16 protein-coding genes are annotated in these 14621 nt (G+C 67.8%); 14 read left to right on the top strand and 2 right to left on the bottom strand.

The features are described from left to right. The first annotated feature begins 81 nt into the window (after nucleotides 1-81). From QP939_RS04115 to QP939_RS04165, 11 genes are all read left to right on the top strand, one after another. Nucleotides 82-789, top strand: coding sequence for an SAF domain-containing protein (locus QP939_RS04115; RefSeq protein ID WP_285455193.1), 708 nt, complete (start codon nucleotides 82-84; stop codon nucleotides 787-789). After that, on the top strand, nucleotides 789-1628 hold the full coding sequence (locus QP939_RS04120) for a CpaE/TadZ family protein (RefSeq protein ID WP_285455194.1): 840 nt from the start codon (nucleotides 789-791) through the stop codon (nucleotides 1626-1628). Before QP939_RS04115 ends, QP939_RS04120 begins: the two co-directional genes overlap by 1 nt. Further along, nucleotides 1625-3076, top strand: a complete 1452-nt coding sequence (locus QP939_RS04125) for a TadA family conjugal transfer-associated ATPase (protein WP_285455195.1) — start codon at nucleotides 1625-1627, stop codon at nucleotides 3074-3076. The genes QP939_RS04120 and QP939_RS04125 overlap by 4 nt, the downstream gene beginning before the upstream one ends. Next, nucleotides 3073-4002 (top strand): type II secretion system F family protein, encoded by a 930-nt coding sequence (locus QP939_RS04130; protein WP_285455196.1) that lies wholly within the window; start codon nucleotides 3073-3075, stop codon nucleotides 4000-4002. The genes QP939_RS04125 and QP939_RS04130 overlap by 4 nt, the downstream gene beginning before the upstream one ends. Continuing rightward, on the top strand, nucleotides 3999-4892 hold the full coding sequence (locus QP939_RS04135; protein ID WP_285455197.1) for a type II secretion system F family protein: 894 nt from the start codon (nucleotides 3999-4001) through the stop codon (nucleotides 4890-4892). Before QP939_RS04130 ends, QP939_RS04135 begins: the two co-directional genes overlap by 4 nt. 38 nt (nucleotides 4893-4930) lie before the next feature. After that, a complete protein-coding gene (locus QP939_RS04140) occupies nucleotides 4931-5116 on the top strand; it encodes a hypothetical protein (protein ID WP_285455198.1) in 186 nt (61 codons plus the stop codon). A gap of 74 nt (nucleotides 5117-5190) precedes the next feature. Continuing rightward, nucleotides 5191-5607: a TadE/TadG family type IV pilus assembly protein gene (locus QP939_RS04145; RefSeq protein WP_285455199.1), complete on the top strand. Its 417-nt coding sequence runs from the start codon at nucleotides 5191-5193 to the stop codon at nucleotides 5605-5607. Further along, entirely contained in the window at nucleotides 5604-6098 is a 495-nt protein-coding gene (locus tag QP939_RS04150) for a TadE/TadG family type IV pilus assembly protein (protein ID WP_285455200.1), read from the top strand. The genes QP939_RS04145 and QP939_RS04150 overlap by 4 nt, the downstream gene beginning before the upstream one ends. A 65-nt stretch (nucleotides 6099-6163) precedes the next feature. After that, entirely contained in the window at nucleotides 6164-6553 is a 390-nt protein-coding gene (locus QP939_RS04155) for a pilus assembly protein TadG-related protein (protein WP_285455201.1), read from the top strand. Nucleotides 6554-6605: 52 nt separating this feature from the next. Next, nucleotides 6606-7043, top strand: coding sequence for a hypothetical protein (locus QP939_RS04160; protein ID WP_285455202.1), 438 nt, complete (start codon nucleotides 6606-6608; stop codon nucleotides 7041-7043). Nucleotides 7044-7291: 248 nt separating this feature from the next. Further along, nucleotides 7292-10255, top strand: a complete 2964-nt coding sequence (locus QP939_RS04165; RefSeq protein ID WP_285455203.1) for a BTAD domain-containing putative transcriptional regulator — start codon at nucleotides 7292-7294, stop codon at nucleotides 10253-10255. On the opposite strand, the gene QP939_RS04170 is transcribed toward QP939_RS04165, so the two are convergent. Further along, nucleotides 10204-10731 carry a winged helix-turn-helix transcriptional regulator gene (locus tag QP939_RS04170; protein ID WP_285455205.1) on the bottom strand — a complete coding sequence of 176 codons (528 nt, stop codon included), beginning with the start codon at nucleotides 10729-10731 and terminating at the stop codon, nucleotides 10204-10206. The two genes, QP939_RS04165 and QP939_RS04170, sit on opposite strands and share 52 nt — an antisense overlap. 756 nt (nucleotides 10732-11487) lie before the next feature. Beyond that, complete coding sequence (locus QP939_RS04175) at nucleotides 11488-12045, bottom strand: hypothetical protein (RefSeq protein WP_285455206.1); 558 nt, start codon at nucleotides 12043-12045, stop codon at nucleotides 11488-11490. Between the two features lie 759 nt (nucleotides 12046-12804). Here QP939_RS04175 and QP939_RS04180 point away from each other — a divergent pair. From QP939_RS04180 to QP939_RS04190, 3 genes are all read left to right on the top strand, one after another. After that, nucleotides 12805-13206: a hypothetical protein gene (locus QP939_RS04180; protein WP_285455207.1), complete on the top strand. Its 402-nt coding sequence runs from the start codon at nucleotides 12805-12807 to the stop codon at nucleotides 13204-13206. 359 nt (nucleotides 13207-13565) lie between these two features. Further along, a complete protein-coding gene (locus QP939_RS04185; protein WP_285455208.1) occupies nucleotides 13566-14339 on the top strand; it encodes a DUF7178 family protein in 774 nt (257 codons plus the stop codon). 36 nt (nucleotides 14340-14375) lie between these two features. Further along, a complete protein-coding gene (locus QP939_RS04190) occupies nucleotides 14376-14612 on the top strand; it encodes a hypothetical protein (protein WP_285455209.1) in 237 nt (78 codons plus the stop codon). Nucleotides 14613-14621: the final 9 nt, after the last annotated feature.

Genomic DNA, 14621 nt, shown 5'->3' on the forward strand with positions numbered 1-14621 from the left:
ACGGAACACCCTGTGAGGACAAGGCTCGTCGAGGAACACATCGACGCGTCGCGATGGCTTCGTGCCTGAAGGAGGTTGGTGGTGACTACCTCGGTTTCGGCCACTCAGGACTCGTCCGCTAAGGACGCGTTGGCGAGTGCGTGGGGTGGCCGTGACGGCACCGGCAAGGCTCCTTCTCGGTTGAGCGGCGCCAACCGGCGCCGCAGCATCCCCCATCTGTTGCTGGGAGTGCTGCTGGTTGTGGCGTGTTCGGCTGGCGGTGTGCTGGCCGGGATGCAGTTGGGCGACCGGGAAAGCGTGCTGGCGTTGGCTCGCCCGGTCGCGGTTGGCCAGGTCCTGTCCGCGCAGGACCTCAAGCAGGTGAGCATGGCGGCAGACTCCGGAATGGACGTGGTCCCCGCGTCCGCGGCGTCCACAGTGGTGGGACAGCCGGTCGCGTTCAGCTTGCCCGCGGGGGCGTTGGTGACGCGGTCGGTGCTCGGCGCGCCACAGGTTCCCGCCCAGGGCCAAGCGATTGCCGCGGTGGGCTTGAAATCGGGGCAGTTCCCACCCGATTTGACGCCTGGAACGCGGGTGCTGGTGCTCACCACGCCGCCGCAGGGCGCGACGACGGGCACACCGAGCGGGCAGACCTCGGTCTGGACCGCGGTGGTGACCGGGATCTCCGCCCGCGAGACCGAACAGACCACGGTCGTATCGCTGCAACTGTCCGAATCAGACGCTCGGGCGTTGGCCTCGGCACCTGCGGGCCAGCTCAGCGTGGTGGCGATCTCAGGAGGTGGTCGCTGATGCTCGTCGCAGTCTGTTCACTCAAGGGATCGCCGGGTGTCACCACGTTGGCGACCGCGCTGGGCGCCCGGTGGCCGGCGGGCGAGAACCCGATCTTGGTCGAGGCCGACCCCGCCGGGGGTGACCTGATGGCCCGCTTCCGCCTGACCGACACACCCAGCCTGGTCACCCTCGCCGTGGCGGCCCGGCGCAGCACCGATCCGCGGCTGCTCGCCCAGCATGCGCAGCAGCTTCCCGGCGGTTTGCGGGTGGTGATCGGACCGGTGGGTGCCGAGCAGGCCCGCTCGGCGCTGGCCGTGCTCGCGTCCGGCGGCTGCGCGCCGTTGCGGCGTTGTGCCGACCAGCCGGACACGACGGTCATCGTCGACTGCGGTCGGGTGGATCCGGACTCACCGGCCCTGCCGATCATCCGGAGTTCCGATGCGATGTTGCTGCTGGCCCGTCCGCACGATGACGAACTTGCGCACGTCGCACTCAAGTTGCAAGAGGCCCAGCGCTGGTCCCGCCGGCCCTGCTTCGTCCTGGTCGGCGACGGCTACCCGACCCGCGAGGTGTCCCAGGTGCTCGGCATTCCAGTGATGGGCCGGGTGCCGCGCGATGACAAGGGCGCCGCCGTGCTGGGTGGCCACAGCAACAGCCGGCACAGCCCCGCGAAGTCCAGGCTGGGCCGGGAGGCCGCCCGGCTCGCGACGCTGACGCTGGCCCACTGGCGCGCCGGCCAGGGCAACGGCGCCAGGCCACCAGTGACGCCGCCGCGGATGACCGTTCCCGGTACACCGGCCCCCGGTGAGGCCCTGCAGCCCCTTGGCCCGCAGACACGAAACGGCACCGGGACATGAGCACGCACGCCTTCGACGACGCACGGGTGTCCAGCACCGCAAACGGGGCCGATCCGCAGCTCGCCCGGCGGCACCTGCCCGGCCCGGCGGAGTTGCCCCACCGGCCCACCGGCGAAGCCGCGGCCGTGGAGCGGCTGCGGCAACGGCTGCGCCAGGAGCTGTCGGACAAGCTGAGTGAACGCATCCGGGCTGACGAGAGCGCCGGCCGCGCCCCAATGGCTGCGCAGCAGCGCCGCCAGCTGGCCACCTTGATCTTGGAAGATGCCGCCGAGGCCCACGCGCAGGCGGAGCTGAAGAACTCGGCGACCGGCGGGATGCTGGTCACGCCGGAGGTCGAGCAGCGCGTGATCAAGGCGGTACTCGACGAGGTGTTCGGCCTGGGCGGCCTGGAACCCCTTCTGGCAGACCCGGAGATCGAGAACATCAACATCAACGGCTGCGACCGGGTGTTCGTCCGCTACGCCGACGGCCGCCGGGCCCGCCTAGCACCGGTGGTCGGCTCGGACACCGAGCTGGTCGAGCTGATCCGGGATCTGGCCACCCGCAGCGGCGTGGAAGAGCGACGCTTCGACCGCGGCAGCCCGATCGTCAACTTCCAGCTCGCCACCGGCGAGCGGGTTGCGGCGGTCATGGCGGTCACCACCCGCCCGGCCGTGTCCATCCGCCGGCACCGCTTCGCCAAGGTCACCCTGCCCGAGCTACGCGAGAACGGCACCATCGACCTCGCCCTGGAGTCCTTTCTTACCGCGTTGGTCAAGGCCCGCCGCAACGTGCTGATCACCGGCGGCACCGCGATCGGCAAGACCACCATGCTGCGTGCCATGGGTTCGGCGATCCCGCCGTGGGAGCGGCTGATCACCATCGAGGATGTCTTCGAGCTCGGCTTGGGCGAGGACGCCGACGCCCACCCCGACGTGATGGCGATGCAGGCCCGCGAGCCCAACCTGGAAGGCGTCGGCGAAATCTCGATGTCGGACCTGGTGTGGCAGGCCCTGCGCCACTCCCCAGATCGGGTCATCGTCGGCGAGGTCCGCGGGCCCGAGGTCATCCCTATGTGCAACGCGATGAGCATGGGCAATGACGGCTCCATGGGCACCCTGCACTCCTCCAGCAGCCGGGGCGCGTTCCTCAAGTGCGCCGCCTACGCCGTGCAGGGACCGGAGCGGCTCTCGATGGAGGCGACCAACCTCCTGGTGGCCAGCGCCCTTCACTTTGTCGTGCACCTGGATAAGCCACGCGACGACCCGAGCAAGCGGGTGGTCTCCTCGATCCGCGAGGTCGTCGACGCCGATGACCGGCAGATCGTGTCCAACGAGGTCTGGCGGCCAGGCCCGGACCTGCGCGCCGTGCCAGGGGCTCCGCTGCGCACCGAGACCCTCGACCTGCTCGCCGCCGCTGGCTACGACCCCGACCTGGCCGAGCGCCGAGAAGGGTGGTGGCGGCCATGACCTCACTGACTGCGACCGTGGCGTTGTTCGGGCTGCTCGGCGCTGGCCTGGCCGCCGGCATCCTGCTCATCTGGACCGGCCTGCGCGGCCGACCCGCCCGCAGCGGTCCGGCGCCGTCGCGGTGGCGCGCCTGGTGGGCCGCCCACCACGACCGCAAGCTCGCCGGCTGGCTGGCGGCAGCGATGATCACCGGTTTGGCCGTGGGTGCGGTGACCGGCTGGGTAGTCGGCGCCATCCTCGCCGCGCTCGCGGTGGTCAGCCTGCCTCGCATTCTCGGGTCCAACACCGACCACAAGCGCAACCTCGAACGAATCGAGGCCATCGCGTCTTGGACGGAGATGCTGCGCGACACGCTGGTCGCCGCCGCTGGCCTGGAGCAGGCCATCCTCGCCACCGCCCCGGCCTGTCCGGAGGCCATCCGGGAGGAGATCACCGAGCTGGCCGTCCGGCTCGAACGCGGCGAACGGCTCGCACCGTCGCTGCGTCACCTTGCCGACCAGCTCCGTGATCCGACCGCCGACTTGGTGATCTCCGCGCTCGTGCTGGCCGCCGAACACCAAGCCCGGCAGCTGGCGGATCTGCTCGGCGAGCTGGCCGGCGAGGCCCGCGAGCAGGCGTCCATGCGGATGCGGGTCGAAGCCGGGCGGGCCCGCACCCGGACCAGCGTGCGAGTCATCGTGATCACCACACTCGCGTTCGCGATCGGGCTGGTGCTGCTCAACCGGGGCTACCTCGCCCCGTACGACTCGGCGTTCGGCCAGATCATGCTGCTGTTCGTCGGCGCCTTGTTCGCCGCTGCTTTCGCTTGGCTAGCAAGGATTGCGCGGCTTAGGGAGCCGGATCGGTTCTTGACCGAGCTGTCCACGATCCGCGCCCGCGACGCCGATGTCGACGCGCTGCTCACCGAGAAGGGGACGCCGTCATGATCTCTGCGTTGCTGTGGGGCGCCGGGTTGGGTGTCGGGCTGTGGGCGCTGGCGGTGTGGTTGTTCCCGCCGCGGCCCCCGCTGCGCGCCTTGGTCGACCGGCTGCACGCGACACCACCACCGCCACCGATCCTCACCGCGGACTCCGACGGCTGGGCCCTGCGGGTAGGGAAGCCGTTCGTCAAACCGCTGGCATCCCTTGGTCTGCCGAATCGCCGGTTGCGGGGTGATCTGGCCGTCACCGGTAAGAGCGTGCAACACCATCTGGCGGAGAAGGCGACCTTGGCCTTGACCGGGCTGCTGCTGCCGGTTCTGGTCGAACTGGTGCTCGTGCTGGCCGGCCTCGGGCTGTCGTGGGAGGTGCCAGCGGTGGCCGGGCTGCTGCTCGCGGTGGGCGGCTTCCTGCTGCCCGACCTCACCGTGCGGCAGGAAGCCGAACGCAGGCGGGCGAACTTCCGCCACGCCTTGAGCGCCTACCTGAACCTGATCCGTGTTCTGCTCGCGGGCGGCGCAGGGGTCGACGGAGCGCTGTCCGACGCAGTCGGCATCGGCCGCGGCTGGGCCTTCCAACAACTGCGCCGAGCATTGATCACCGCCCACATCACGCGCACTACGCCGTGGGCCACCCTCGGTCAGCTCGGCACCGAACTCGACGTGCACCAGCTGTCCGAGCTGGCCGCCTCGATCAGCCTGGCCGGCACCGAGGGCGCCCGCGTCCGCGCCAGCCTCGCGGCCAAGGCCACGGCCCTGCGCACCCGCGAACTTACCGACGCCGAAGGTGAAGCCCAATCAGCCACCGAACGAATGAGCCTGCCCGTGGTGATGCTGTTCGGCGGATTCCTTGTCTTCATTGGGTTTCCGGCACTCGCTCAAGTGTTGGGAGGACTCTAGGAACTGTCCATACCAGACACTAGTCAAGGGAGAAGCTGATGTTCACCGAAGTCCAGATCCTTCTCACCCGTATCCGCGCCGAGCTGGAGCGGCTGCGTCACGACGAGAACGGCTACTCCACGGAGGCCGTGGTCGTGACCGCGCTGCTGGCGGCACTGGCGATCGCGGTGATCGCGATCATCGTCGTCAAGGTCACGCAGAAGGCCAACGGCATCAACCTCTAAGGCCGGTGACCCGAGTGCCCGCACAGCCACACGCAGCAGCAGCAACTACCACTGCGCGTCCACATGGGACGGGTGTGCGATCGGGCCTGCGCCGGTTGCGGAAGGACGAGCGGGGCGCCGGGACGGTAGAGCTGGTGATCGCCACACCCGTGCTGCTGCTGTTGATTCTGCTGATCGCTCAGTTCGCGCTGTACATGCACGCCACTCACATCGCCCAGTCCGCAGCATCCCAAGCACTGTCCACCGCGCGGGTACACGGTGGCAGCGCCGCCGCAGGCAACGCCGAAGCCCAGCGGGTCCTGTCTCAACTCGGAAGTGGTCCACTGCAGAGAAGTTCAGTCAACGCCCAGCGCGGAGCGAACCAAGCATCGGTGACCATCACCGGAACCGTGACGAGCGTCGTGCCCTTCGTCACGTTCACTGTTCATGCCGAAGCCGTTGGGCCCGTGGAGAAATTTACCCCGCCGGCCGGTGCTGGAGCCGCGCCATGACCGGTCCGCAGAGCCTGCGCAGGCTCACTCACCCGATGCGCGCCCGGTTGACCGTACTACGCCGGGACGAACGTGGTTCCGCCGCGGCGGAGCTCACGCTGCTCACCCCGCTGCTGATTCTGCTGCTGCTCTTCGTGGTGCTGTGCGGACGCCTGGCCGACACGAAGCTCCGGATCAACGACGTCGCGCACCAAGCCGCCCGCGCCGCCACCCTGACGCGCACCCCGTCCCAAGCCACAGCTGCCGCTCAAGCCACCGCCGACGCGGCCCTGGCCTCCGCGGGCATCACCTGCCAGTCCCTGTCCGTCACCACCGATACCCAGGGCCTCCGTCCCGGATCGACGGTCACCGTCACCGTCTCCTGCACCGTCGGCCTGGGCGATCTGACGATGCTCGGCGTCCCAGGATCCCGCACCTTCCAGTCCAGCTTCTCCTCACCGGTGGATGTGTGGCGCGGCAGCACCCTCGCCAACGCGGGAGGCCCGCCATGACACGGCGGACAACCGCGATGCGACAGCAGCCTTGGCAACGGTTGCGGACCGACGAGGACGGCCGCGTGACCGCATTCGTCGTCATCGTCGTCACCGCGGTCCTCGCCTTCGGCGGTCTGGTGCTGGACGGCGGGCTCGCCCTGGCCGCCAAGGTCCGCGCGATCGGCGAGGCACAGGAAGCCGCGCGAGCCGGCGCGCAGGAGATCGACCTGGCCGCCTACCGCGCCGACGGCACGCTTCGCTTGGCGCCGCAGCAGGCCAGCGCCGCCGCCCGCGCTTACCTCGCCTCCGCAGGCCGCAGCGGAACCGTGTCCGTCGCCGGCAACACCGTCAACGTCACGATCACCATCAGCCAGCCCACGCAACTGCTCGGCCTGGTCGGCGTCGGCTCGATCACCGTCTCCGGGACCGGCCAAGCCCAACCACAGCGCGGAATATCCGGAGTCATTCCATGACCGCACTCAGGTGCATCACACCTGATGCAGCGCCTCAACGGAAGGAGCCGTTATGGCTACACCTGAAGAGATCGAACGTCGCGTCGCAGAGAACGACGCTGCTCGCAGCGAAAGGAGGTCCGCTGCGGCAAAGCAGATCGGCGAGCTGGCGCAGCGTCGGGCCGCCGTCGCCGAGCAACTCGACGACATCGAGCGACAGCTCGGCGACGTCCTCGCCGCCGCCCAGGACGTCATCGGCATCGACGAACTGGCGAAGTTCACCGACATCGCAGCCGCAGACCTCACGCGATGGCTCGACAGTCGGAAGACGAGCCGCACCAAACGCAAGCGCACGGCCGGGAGCACCGCTGCCACAAAGAAGGCCGCAAGCCAAGTACCCACCACGACAAAGACGTCGGCAGCGAGCCCGACGTCCACAGCACCAGTGCCCCATGGTTCACCGGTCGGCGCCGCGGACACGCCCGCGCGGGTACCCGCGGCGGCGACGTGACGTCGCCTGGCCGTGCTGACCGGACTCAAATACCAGATCCGGCAACCCGGCCCGCAGACGTCCGTGGGGTGGTGCACATCGAGCCGTAAACCCCGTACTGCCAACGAATCGAGCACGTCGTGACCGCGTCATCACCTACTTCTCGCCACAACCCGCCGCGCCCACCAACTGCGGGCCGCCATGCCTGGTGGACGCTGGTCAACACCGTTCAGTTCGCCGGCCGGGTCCTGCGAGGTCTGCTCGCCACCGTGGCGCTGCTCGCGCTGGTGGCGGGTCTGCCGTGGGCACTCACGCACTACATCGGCTGGCCCCTGCCTGATCACATCCCCACCTGGGACGAAGTCGAGGCCACCCTGCTCAACCCGATGAGCGCGCAGTTCCTGCTCGACACCCTGGCGTGCTTGTGCTGGATCGTGTGGTTCTTCTTCACCGTCGATGTCGCCCTCTGCGCCATCGACGCGGCCCGCGGCATCACCTGGCCGGACTTCCGGCCGAGCGGGCCTCTGCGCGGGCTCGCCGCCGCGTTGGTCGGCACCATCGTCCTCACGATCCTCGGCAACCGAACCCCTACCACGCCGCCGGCCACCGCGACGGTGCTCACCAGCGACCTGACGCCAGCCGCCGTCACAGCCCCGTTGCATCCCGGCCCGGCGCAGCCCGCGACCACGGCACAGCAGCAGAGCACGACGACCCTCGACTGGTCTGCCCCGGCACCGCCGGGGACGGTGAAGGCCACCGAGGAGGTCCGCCTCCCGCACCGCGAAGGCGGGACCGTGGTCTACGACAGCCTGTGGCGGGTCGCCGAGCGGATGTTCGGTGACGGCAACCGCTGGCCCGAGCTCTACAAGCTCAACTGCGGGGTGGTCCAGGCCGACGGGCGGGCCCTGACCCAGCCCCACCTTGTCCGCCCCGGCTGGAAGATCACCGGCTACGTCCCCGCGCCCGCGCCGCCCGCCGTGCAGCCACCACCCGACCCGCAACAGCCGCCGGCCCCACCCAGCCAACCACCGAAAACCACCACGCCAACGCCACCGACCACCACGCAACCCGCGCCGGGCACCAGCCAGGCCCCCGCCACCGACACCGCCGCTCCCACCGGCGAGCAGGAGACCGACCGGCAGCCCGGCCTGGACCTGCTGACCGGCGCCTTCGTCAGTCTCCTGCTGGCCGGCGTGATCAGCGCCGCCGCGGTGTCGGTGCGGATGTGGCGCCGCCGGCACTACCGGATCGGCTCCGGCGACCGCTCCGACCTGCACCAACCGATCGCGCCCGTAGTCCGCGCCTTGCGCACCGCCCACGACGGCAACGATGGCGACGACGGTCTGGACGACCTGGATGACGTGGAGGTCATCGAGGCGACCGCACCTGCGCCGGTGCGGATCCACATCACCGAGGCCGGCGCCATCGAACCGGACAACGAACCCGTGGCCGTGCCCGCGCGGGTCGGCGTGCGCGGTGGCCGCGAGCTCGCGCTCAACCTCGCCAGCACCCGTGGTCTCGGACTGCTCGGGCCGGGGGCGAGCGCCGCGGCCCGCGCGATCCTGCTGCATCTACTCGCCCAGCACATCCGGGACGGCCAACGCATCCGCGTCCTGCTACCGGCCTCCGACCTGCCCCTGATCTTCGATGGTGCCAATGCCGCCCGCCTGCCCTCCACGGTGTGCGTGGTCGACTCTCTCGATGCCGCCCTGGACGAGATGGAAGCCGAGCTGGTCACCCGGACGCGCCACCTGACCGACGAGACCACACCACGGCCGTCAGCGGCCACGCTCGTCCTGCTCGGCAGCCCGGCCCCACACGCCGAACGCCGACTGCAAGGCGTGCTCGACAACGGCTCCACCCTCGGCATGGCCGGTATCCTCCTCAGCCAATGGCGTCCCGGCGCGACCGTCCGCGTCCGCTCCGACGGCACCATCGGCGCGACCAGCCCCGGCCCCGGCGACAGCCTGGCCGGAGCACGCCTGTTCACGCTGCCTGCCACCGATGCCACCGAGTTGTTCACGGTGCTCTGCGAGGCGGAAGGACCGGTCGACCTCGAACCCCAGGACCCAGGCCGCGGTCGTGTCGACCCAGACGACGAAGGCGACGAGAGGCCCGTTGACGACGCTGAAGCCGACCATGCGAACGGGCAGCCACCGCGCTCGGAGCAGAACCACGTCGACGAGCCGGGGCAGCTCGAATCAACCCTGCCGCCCGACACCAGGGATGACGACCAGCATATACAGCGTTCGGCCGTGCAACGGCTCGACATCCAACCCGCCCCGGCCCTTGGCCGGCCAGGTTCAACGGCGGCGGCTCCCGTCACGGACGCCGACCACCGCGAACCAGCTGCGCAGGTCACCTCAGCCGAGTTCGCGACGACCAGCGCATCCGCGCCCCAGTCCGCGCGGCCAGCAGCAGACGAGCAAGCCGACGAGCGGGTGCCACAGCGACCGCTAGCCCTGCGCGTGCTGGGCCGCGTCGAGCTGGTCCTGCACGTCGACGGCGAGGAACGGGAGCTCGGCGGCGCGCTGACACCGAAGCAGCGTGAGGTGCTGGTCTACCTCGCTCTGCATCCCCACGGCGCACGCCGCGAAGCCCTCAACGACGCCGTCTGGCCGGACGCGCGCCCACCGCGCCCGTTCAACTCCCTGCACAACGCGCTCTCACTGCTGCGTCGCGCACTCACCAAGGCCACCGACGGCACGATCACCAACCTCGTCCGCAACGACGACGGCCGCTACCAGCTGGACGACGAACTCGTCACCACCGACATCGCGCGGTTCCACACTGCCCTGCAGGCCCCACGCGCCGGCAGCGGCAACGACGCCCTGGTGCCGCTGCACGAGGCCATCCAGCTCTACCGCGGCGACCTCGCCGAGGACCTCAGCGCCGCGTGGATCGAACCCGTCCGCGAATCCCTCCGCCGCGATGCTCTCGACGCCCTAAGCGCGCTGATTCGCCTCCACGGCGACACCGAGCCGGAAACCGCGCTCGTGCTGCTAGAGCGCGCCCGGAAGCTGGACCCGTACAACGAGAGCATCTACCGCGACATCATCCGCACCCAGGCCCGCCTCGGCCAGTACGACGCCATCCCGCGCACGCTCGCGCTCCTCGGCAGCACGCTCGACGACATCGGCCAACAGCCGAGCAGCGACACGCTCAACCTCGCCGAGTTCCTTCAGCGCCGTGGCACGCGCCCGTCTGCGGCGGGCAACGCCGCAGCGAGCTGACCGAACGGAGGATGGCCGCGGTCGTCGAGCCAGTCGAGCAGATCGTCGTCCGGAGGCTCATCGTCGGCGTGCTTGCGCCCCTTCTTCGCGGCCTGCGCCTTCTGCAACCGCTCGATCAGGTCCAGGTGCTCCTCAGCCCAATCAATGAGCGGGCGCACGCTGACCAGCAGCTTCGTCGCCGCTGGAGTCAGCGAGTAAACCACCGACCGCGGAAATACCCGCTCCTCGTGACGCAGGACCAACCCCGCCGTCTCCAGCCTCCGCAACGTCCGCCCCAGGGTTCTCCGCGGAATCGGATGCTCCGAGCCAGTCCATGGATCGAAGGCTTTGCTCGATTCCCTGACCGCGGTGTACAGCTCCTTGTAATGCAGTGGCCCCCCACTCAGCGCCACCAAAATGTGTGAGATCCACTCGCCATTCAGCAGGTGGCGAAGATCCCGCGCACGCTGCAGATACCTGGCGCCCCCCGTTACCATCGATACGCTCCATACTCGAATGGTGAGGGCCCACCTACACCCCGCCCCCGCGGCATAGGCGAGCCTTGAACTTCAAAAATGAGAATCGCCTCCTTTCTAACCAAAGAGGGCGTATAATTCGGTCGTCATCAGCCATCCTTGTTGATCACGGTTGTGGACCATCCACGTTACGCCGTACGGGGGAGGCTGCGCAGCGTATTTCTACTCAGGACAGCCAAGCGCAACCGCATTGAGTGACACCGTAGTAGATCAACTTCACTCAAAGTGATCACCCTGCAGCGTCCAGGTGATCTACCTAGCGACTGTCCTGTCGAGCTACCTGTTAGAGCGGTAGCCCCTCGACAGCCCGAAGGCGCAGGTCACGTCAGGCGTAAGCCCTACCGATGCTTCGCCCGACTCAGTGGCCGGCAGGCATGTGAACAGTCGGCTTGAGTGGGTGGTCACCTGCCGTGAGCAGCGAAACTGTGGTCACCTTGGGAGCGATAGATTCGGTTTCCTTGTCCCCGGCTTTCCGCCGCCCAATGGTCTCCCCACGCTTCTACCTCGCCCTTCGTGGCGCACGATCCTCGCGCAGGACCAAGGTGACGTCTTGATCAACTCTCGCTCGCGACATCTCGCTGATAACAATTCGCTCACCCATGACAAATAGTGCTTGACAAGGCCAATTAGTGCACTTTTGACACGCCTTATTCGTATTTGCAAAAGACATGCTCTAATTCGGTTTCTCGAATTGCCGAGAAGTAGGGAAATACACGATTAGATCGGTCGCTGTCGCGAATTCGTTCGGGATGAGCCGTCCGCTGGGGCCTCCGCCGCGCCGGTCGCGTCCGCTGGGGCCTCCGCCGCGCCGGTCGCGTCCGCTGGGGCCTCCGCCGCGCCGGTCGCGTCCGCTGGGGCCTCCGCCGCGCCGGTCGCGTCCGCTGGGGCCTCCGCCGCGCCGGTCGCGTCCGCTGGGGCCTCCGCCGCGCCGGTCGCGTCCGCTGGGGCCTCCGCCGCGCCGGTCGCGTCCGCTGGGGCCTCCGCCGCGCCGGTCGCGTCCGCTGGGGCCTCCGCCGCGCCGGTCGCGTCCGCTGGGGCCTCCGCCGCGCCGGTCGCGTCCGCTGGGGCCTCCGCCGCGCCGGTCGCGTCCGCTGGGGCCTCCGCCGCGCCGGTCGCGTCCGCTGGGGCCTCCGCCGCGCCGGTCGCGTCCGCTGGGGCCTCCGCCGCGCCGGTCGCGTCCGCTGGGGCCTCCGCCGCGCCGGTCGCTCGCTTCGCTCGCCTCCCTATGCAGCCGCGGCGTTGCTGGCACGAATGCCGCCTGACCAGCGCCCTCACAAGATCAGGTAACGGCCCGGTAACGACGGGGGCTACCTTCTTGCGGACTGTCCTACTTGTGTGTGTAATAGACATGTCAGCAGGACAGCTGCCGAGGAGGCGGCGAGGACCAGGGCACGGCGTCCCTGCGAGTCGATCACCACGGCAACTTTCCTAACGACAACAACCTTAAGTCCCGTATAGCGCGGGCAGCGGCTTGGGCCGTGCGGTCAGCAGCGAATCCGTGCAGAGCGGAATGGTGAACGACGCGTAGCCAAACGCTCATTTCCGAAAGGGAATGTGTAGTAACTGCGCTTGCAGCACCATTTGTATAGCTCTTGCTATAGAGCGGAGTAGCGCGCATAAATGGCATGCCTGCCACAGGTGTGTCCCCAAGATAAGTCAATGGTGGTCTAGCACCGAAAAACGTCGCAATGTGTAGGCGTTCGGGGTTGTTTTAGGCGGTTGCCGACATTGGGTTTTTCTGGCTTGAGAGCGTCGCTCTCGCCTGCCCATAGCACGCCAAACCCTTACGGGCATGGTTCCTTGCATTGCGCGCTAGACATAACGGCTTATCCCAACAGTTCAGAGATTCAGGGAAATGTGCCATCGGAACGCGCAACCCTCATCACACGAGTAGTGCCGTATTGCACGGATACAGGATGTGTCCCCTTTGCGGAGATCTCGTAACGGTGAGGGTTGCGCGTTTCGGTGCCAGTTCACAACTGGCCTGAATCGCAACTAGTCAACCACTTGTCGCACACGAAAAGGAGTACCGCCATGACTATGACCCTGATCGATTGGTCCGCCCGCATTAGCGCTATGGCGGACGCTCTGTCCGTTCCAGATGGCGGTTTTTCTGTCAAGCCTGACGACGGGTCGGACGTCCGTGCCGGCTATGCGGTTGCCGTACACCCGGAACACGAACGCATTTTCGACCGTCCCGTGACCAGCAACGATCTTCACGAATACATCGCGCAAGCAAAAGACGCTCTTTCGCTACCCGGTCGCGTTCTCGGCGGATGGCACGACCCTGCGACCGGTCGCGTCTACCTGGACGTTTCCGTCGTGACTGCCGACCTGTCGGAAGCAATGACCCTCGCGCGGGAAACCGCCCAGCTCGCCATTTTCGATTTTTCCGCCATGGAATCCATCCCGGTTGCGACCCCGGTCGCGGCGTGAATCAGGGGGCAAACATGAGTGTAGTCACCGTCACGATCACCGATGGACAAGCACGACGTATCGCCTCTGAGTGGCACGGAGGTATGTCGTCCGCGCTGTGTTCCCTCGCATCATCGGGCGCGATTGACCTTGACCGTGTGCGGGACGAAATCTCCCGCAAACTGTGGCAATTGGACGTCGGAGAAGTCCGACGCGAATTGCTCGCCCTGGACAAATACGTACGAACGGCCGGCGAACGTTCCACGCAAACGGGATGGTCCCGCTTGTGGGACGACTCGCCGGTGAGCGTGGATCACACCTAAAGGACTGAGTAGAAAATGCCTGCCCCCAGCGATCACCCATGGTTCCGGGCGCACCCTGTGAGCCACGAAAACATCGTGTGGCACTGGGAACAGGCCACACCCGACGAAATCGCGCAAGGAATGCGCTGGTATGCCGACGCGCATCACGTGGCAACCGCCATCGCCAACGGTGACGCACATCTCGGCGCCGGAATGCTCGCGATTTACTCACCACAACAGGGATGGATCGGCAACGTCCTTAATGCCGCTCGCGTGCTCCGTGAACGCAAAGGAATCGGCGGACCTGGTTCCGGGATGTTCGCCACGACTGGCCAGAAAAACGCTGCTGACCGGTTGCTCTCCGGTGAACGGTATGAGGACATCCTCAACGGTCCGAAAATCCGCGACTTTGCCCACCTGATCGAATTCGGCGGAGACCAAGATCCGGACGCGCCGCGCGTAGTGATCGATCGGCACGCGCTGTCTGTGGCGCATGGTCGCGCGCTCACCTCCGACGAATACGACTCCGCGCCGGTCGACGGCTTCCGGCGCAAGGACGGCTCTGTCAACCGCCGGCACTACGACCACGTGGTGAGCCTCTACCGCCGAGCCGCGGAGCGGATCTCCGATCGCGTGGGTAAGCGGGTTTCGGCGCACCAGGCGCAAGCAGTGACGTGGTTAGTACGGCAACGGCTCAACCAGCAAGCCGAGCAACAGCGCGGCCCCACCCGACTGGACAGGGGACGCAACCGGGCCCGCGCGAATTCTGAGCGCGCGTGGAACGACTTCCGAACCAACCATCTGCCCGGTCTCGCCAATTGCCCCGGCACGGGTTACCAGTCAGCCGCATAAACACATCGAACGGGCCAACGCAGAAAGGACGAGATCATGACCGAGATGGAATTCTTCATCGAATACGAGATTCGCCCCGATCCGGGAATTCCTGGTCGCGGAGTCGAGATCTGGAAGCGAAACAGCGGGTATTTCGGTGCGATTCGCATCGTCAACCACGACGACTACGTAGCGGAAGTTCCGGCCGAACAGGGAATCGGTCGGCGTTCGCTCGGTGTCCGGCGCTCGTTCGATGGCGCGTTCAAGCTGCTACGCGCTCACTTGTCCGCTTGACCGGTCAGC

This window comes from Amycolatopsis nalaikhensis, from assembly GCF_030264295.1.
GTDB classification, from domain to species: domain Bacteria; phylum Actinomycetota; class Actinomycetes; order Mycobacteriales; family Pseudonocardiaceae; genus Amycolatopsis; species Amycolatopsis nalaikhensis.

Bases quoted from the DNA above. Each gene is read 5' to 3' on its own strand.
- QP939_RS04160 (WP_285455202.1), top strand. From the start codon at position 6,606: ATGGCTACACCTGAAGAGATCGAACGTCGCGTCGCAGAGAACGACGCT.
- QP939_RS04140 (WP_285455198.1), top strand. From the start codon at position 4,931: ATGTTCACCGAAGTCCAGATCCTTCTCACCCGTATCCGCGCCGAGCTG.
- QP939_RS04125 (WP_285455195.1), top strand. From the start codon at position 1,625: ATGAGCACGCACGCCTTCGACGACGCACGGGTGTCCAGCACCGCAAAC.
- QP939_RS04130 (WP_285455196.1), top strand. From the start codon at position 3,073: ATGACCTCACTGACTGCGACCGTGGCGTTGTTCGGGCTGCTCGGCGCT.
- QP939_RS04170 (WP_285455205.1), bottom strand. From the start codon at position 10,731: ATGGTAACGGGGGGCGCCAGGTATCTGCAGCGTGCGCGGGATCTTCGC.
- QP939_RS04120 (WP_285455194.1), top strand. From the start codon at position 789: ATGCTCGTCGCAGTCTGTTCACTCAAGGGATCGCCGGGTGTCACCACG.
- QP939_RS04150 (WP_285455200.1), top strand. From the start codon at position 5,604: ATGACCGGTCCGCAGAGCCTGCGCAGGCTCACTCACCCGATGCGCGCC.
- QP939_RS04180 (WP_285455207.1), top strand. From the start codon at position 12,805: ATGACTATGACCCTGATCGATTGGTCCGCCCGCATTAGCGCTATGGCG.
- QP939_RS04135 (WP_285455197.1), top strand. From the start codon at position 3,999: ATGATCTCTGCGTTGCTGTGGGGCGCCGGGTTGGGTGTCGGGCTGTGG.
- QP939_RS04190 (WP_285455209.1), top strand. From the start codon at position 14,376: ATGACCGAGATGGAATTCTTCATCGAATACGAGATTCGCCCCGATCCG.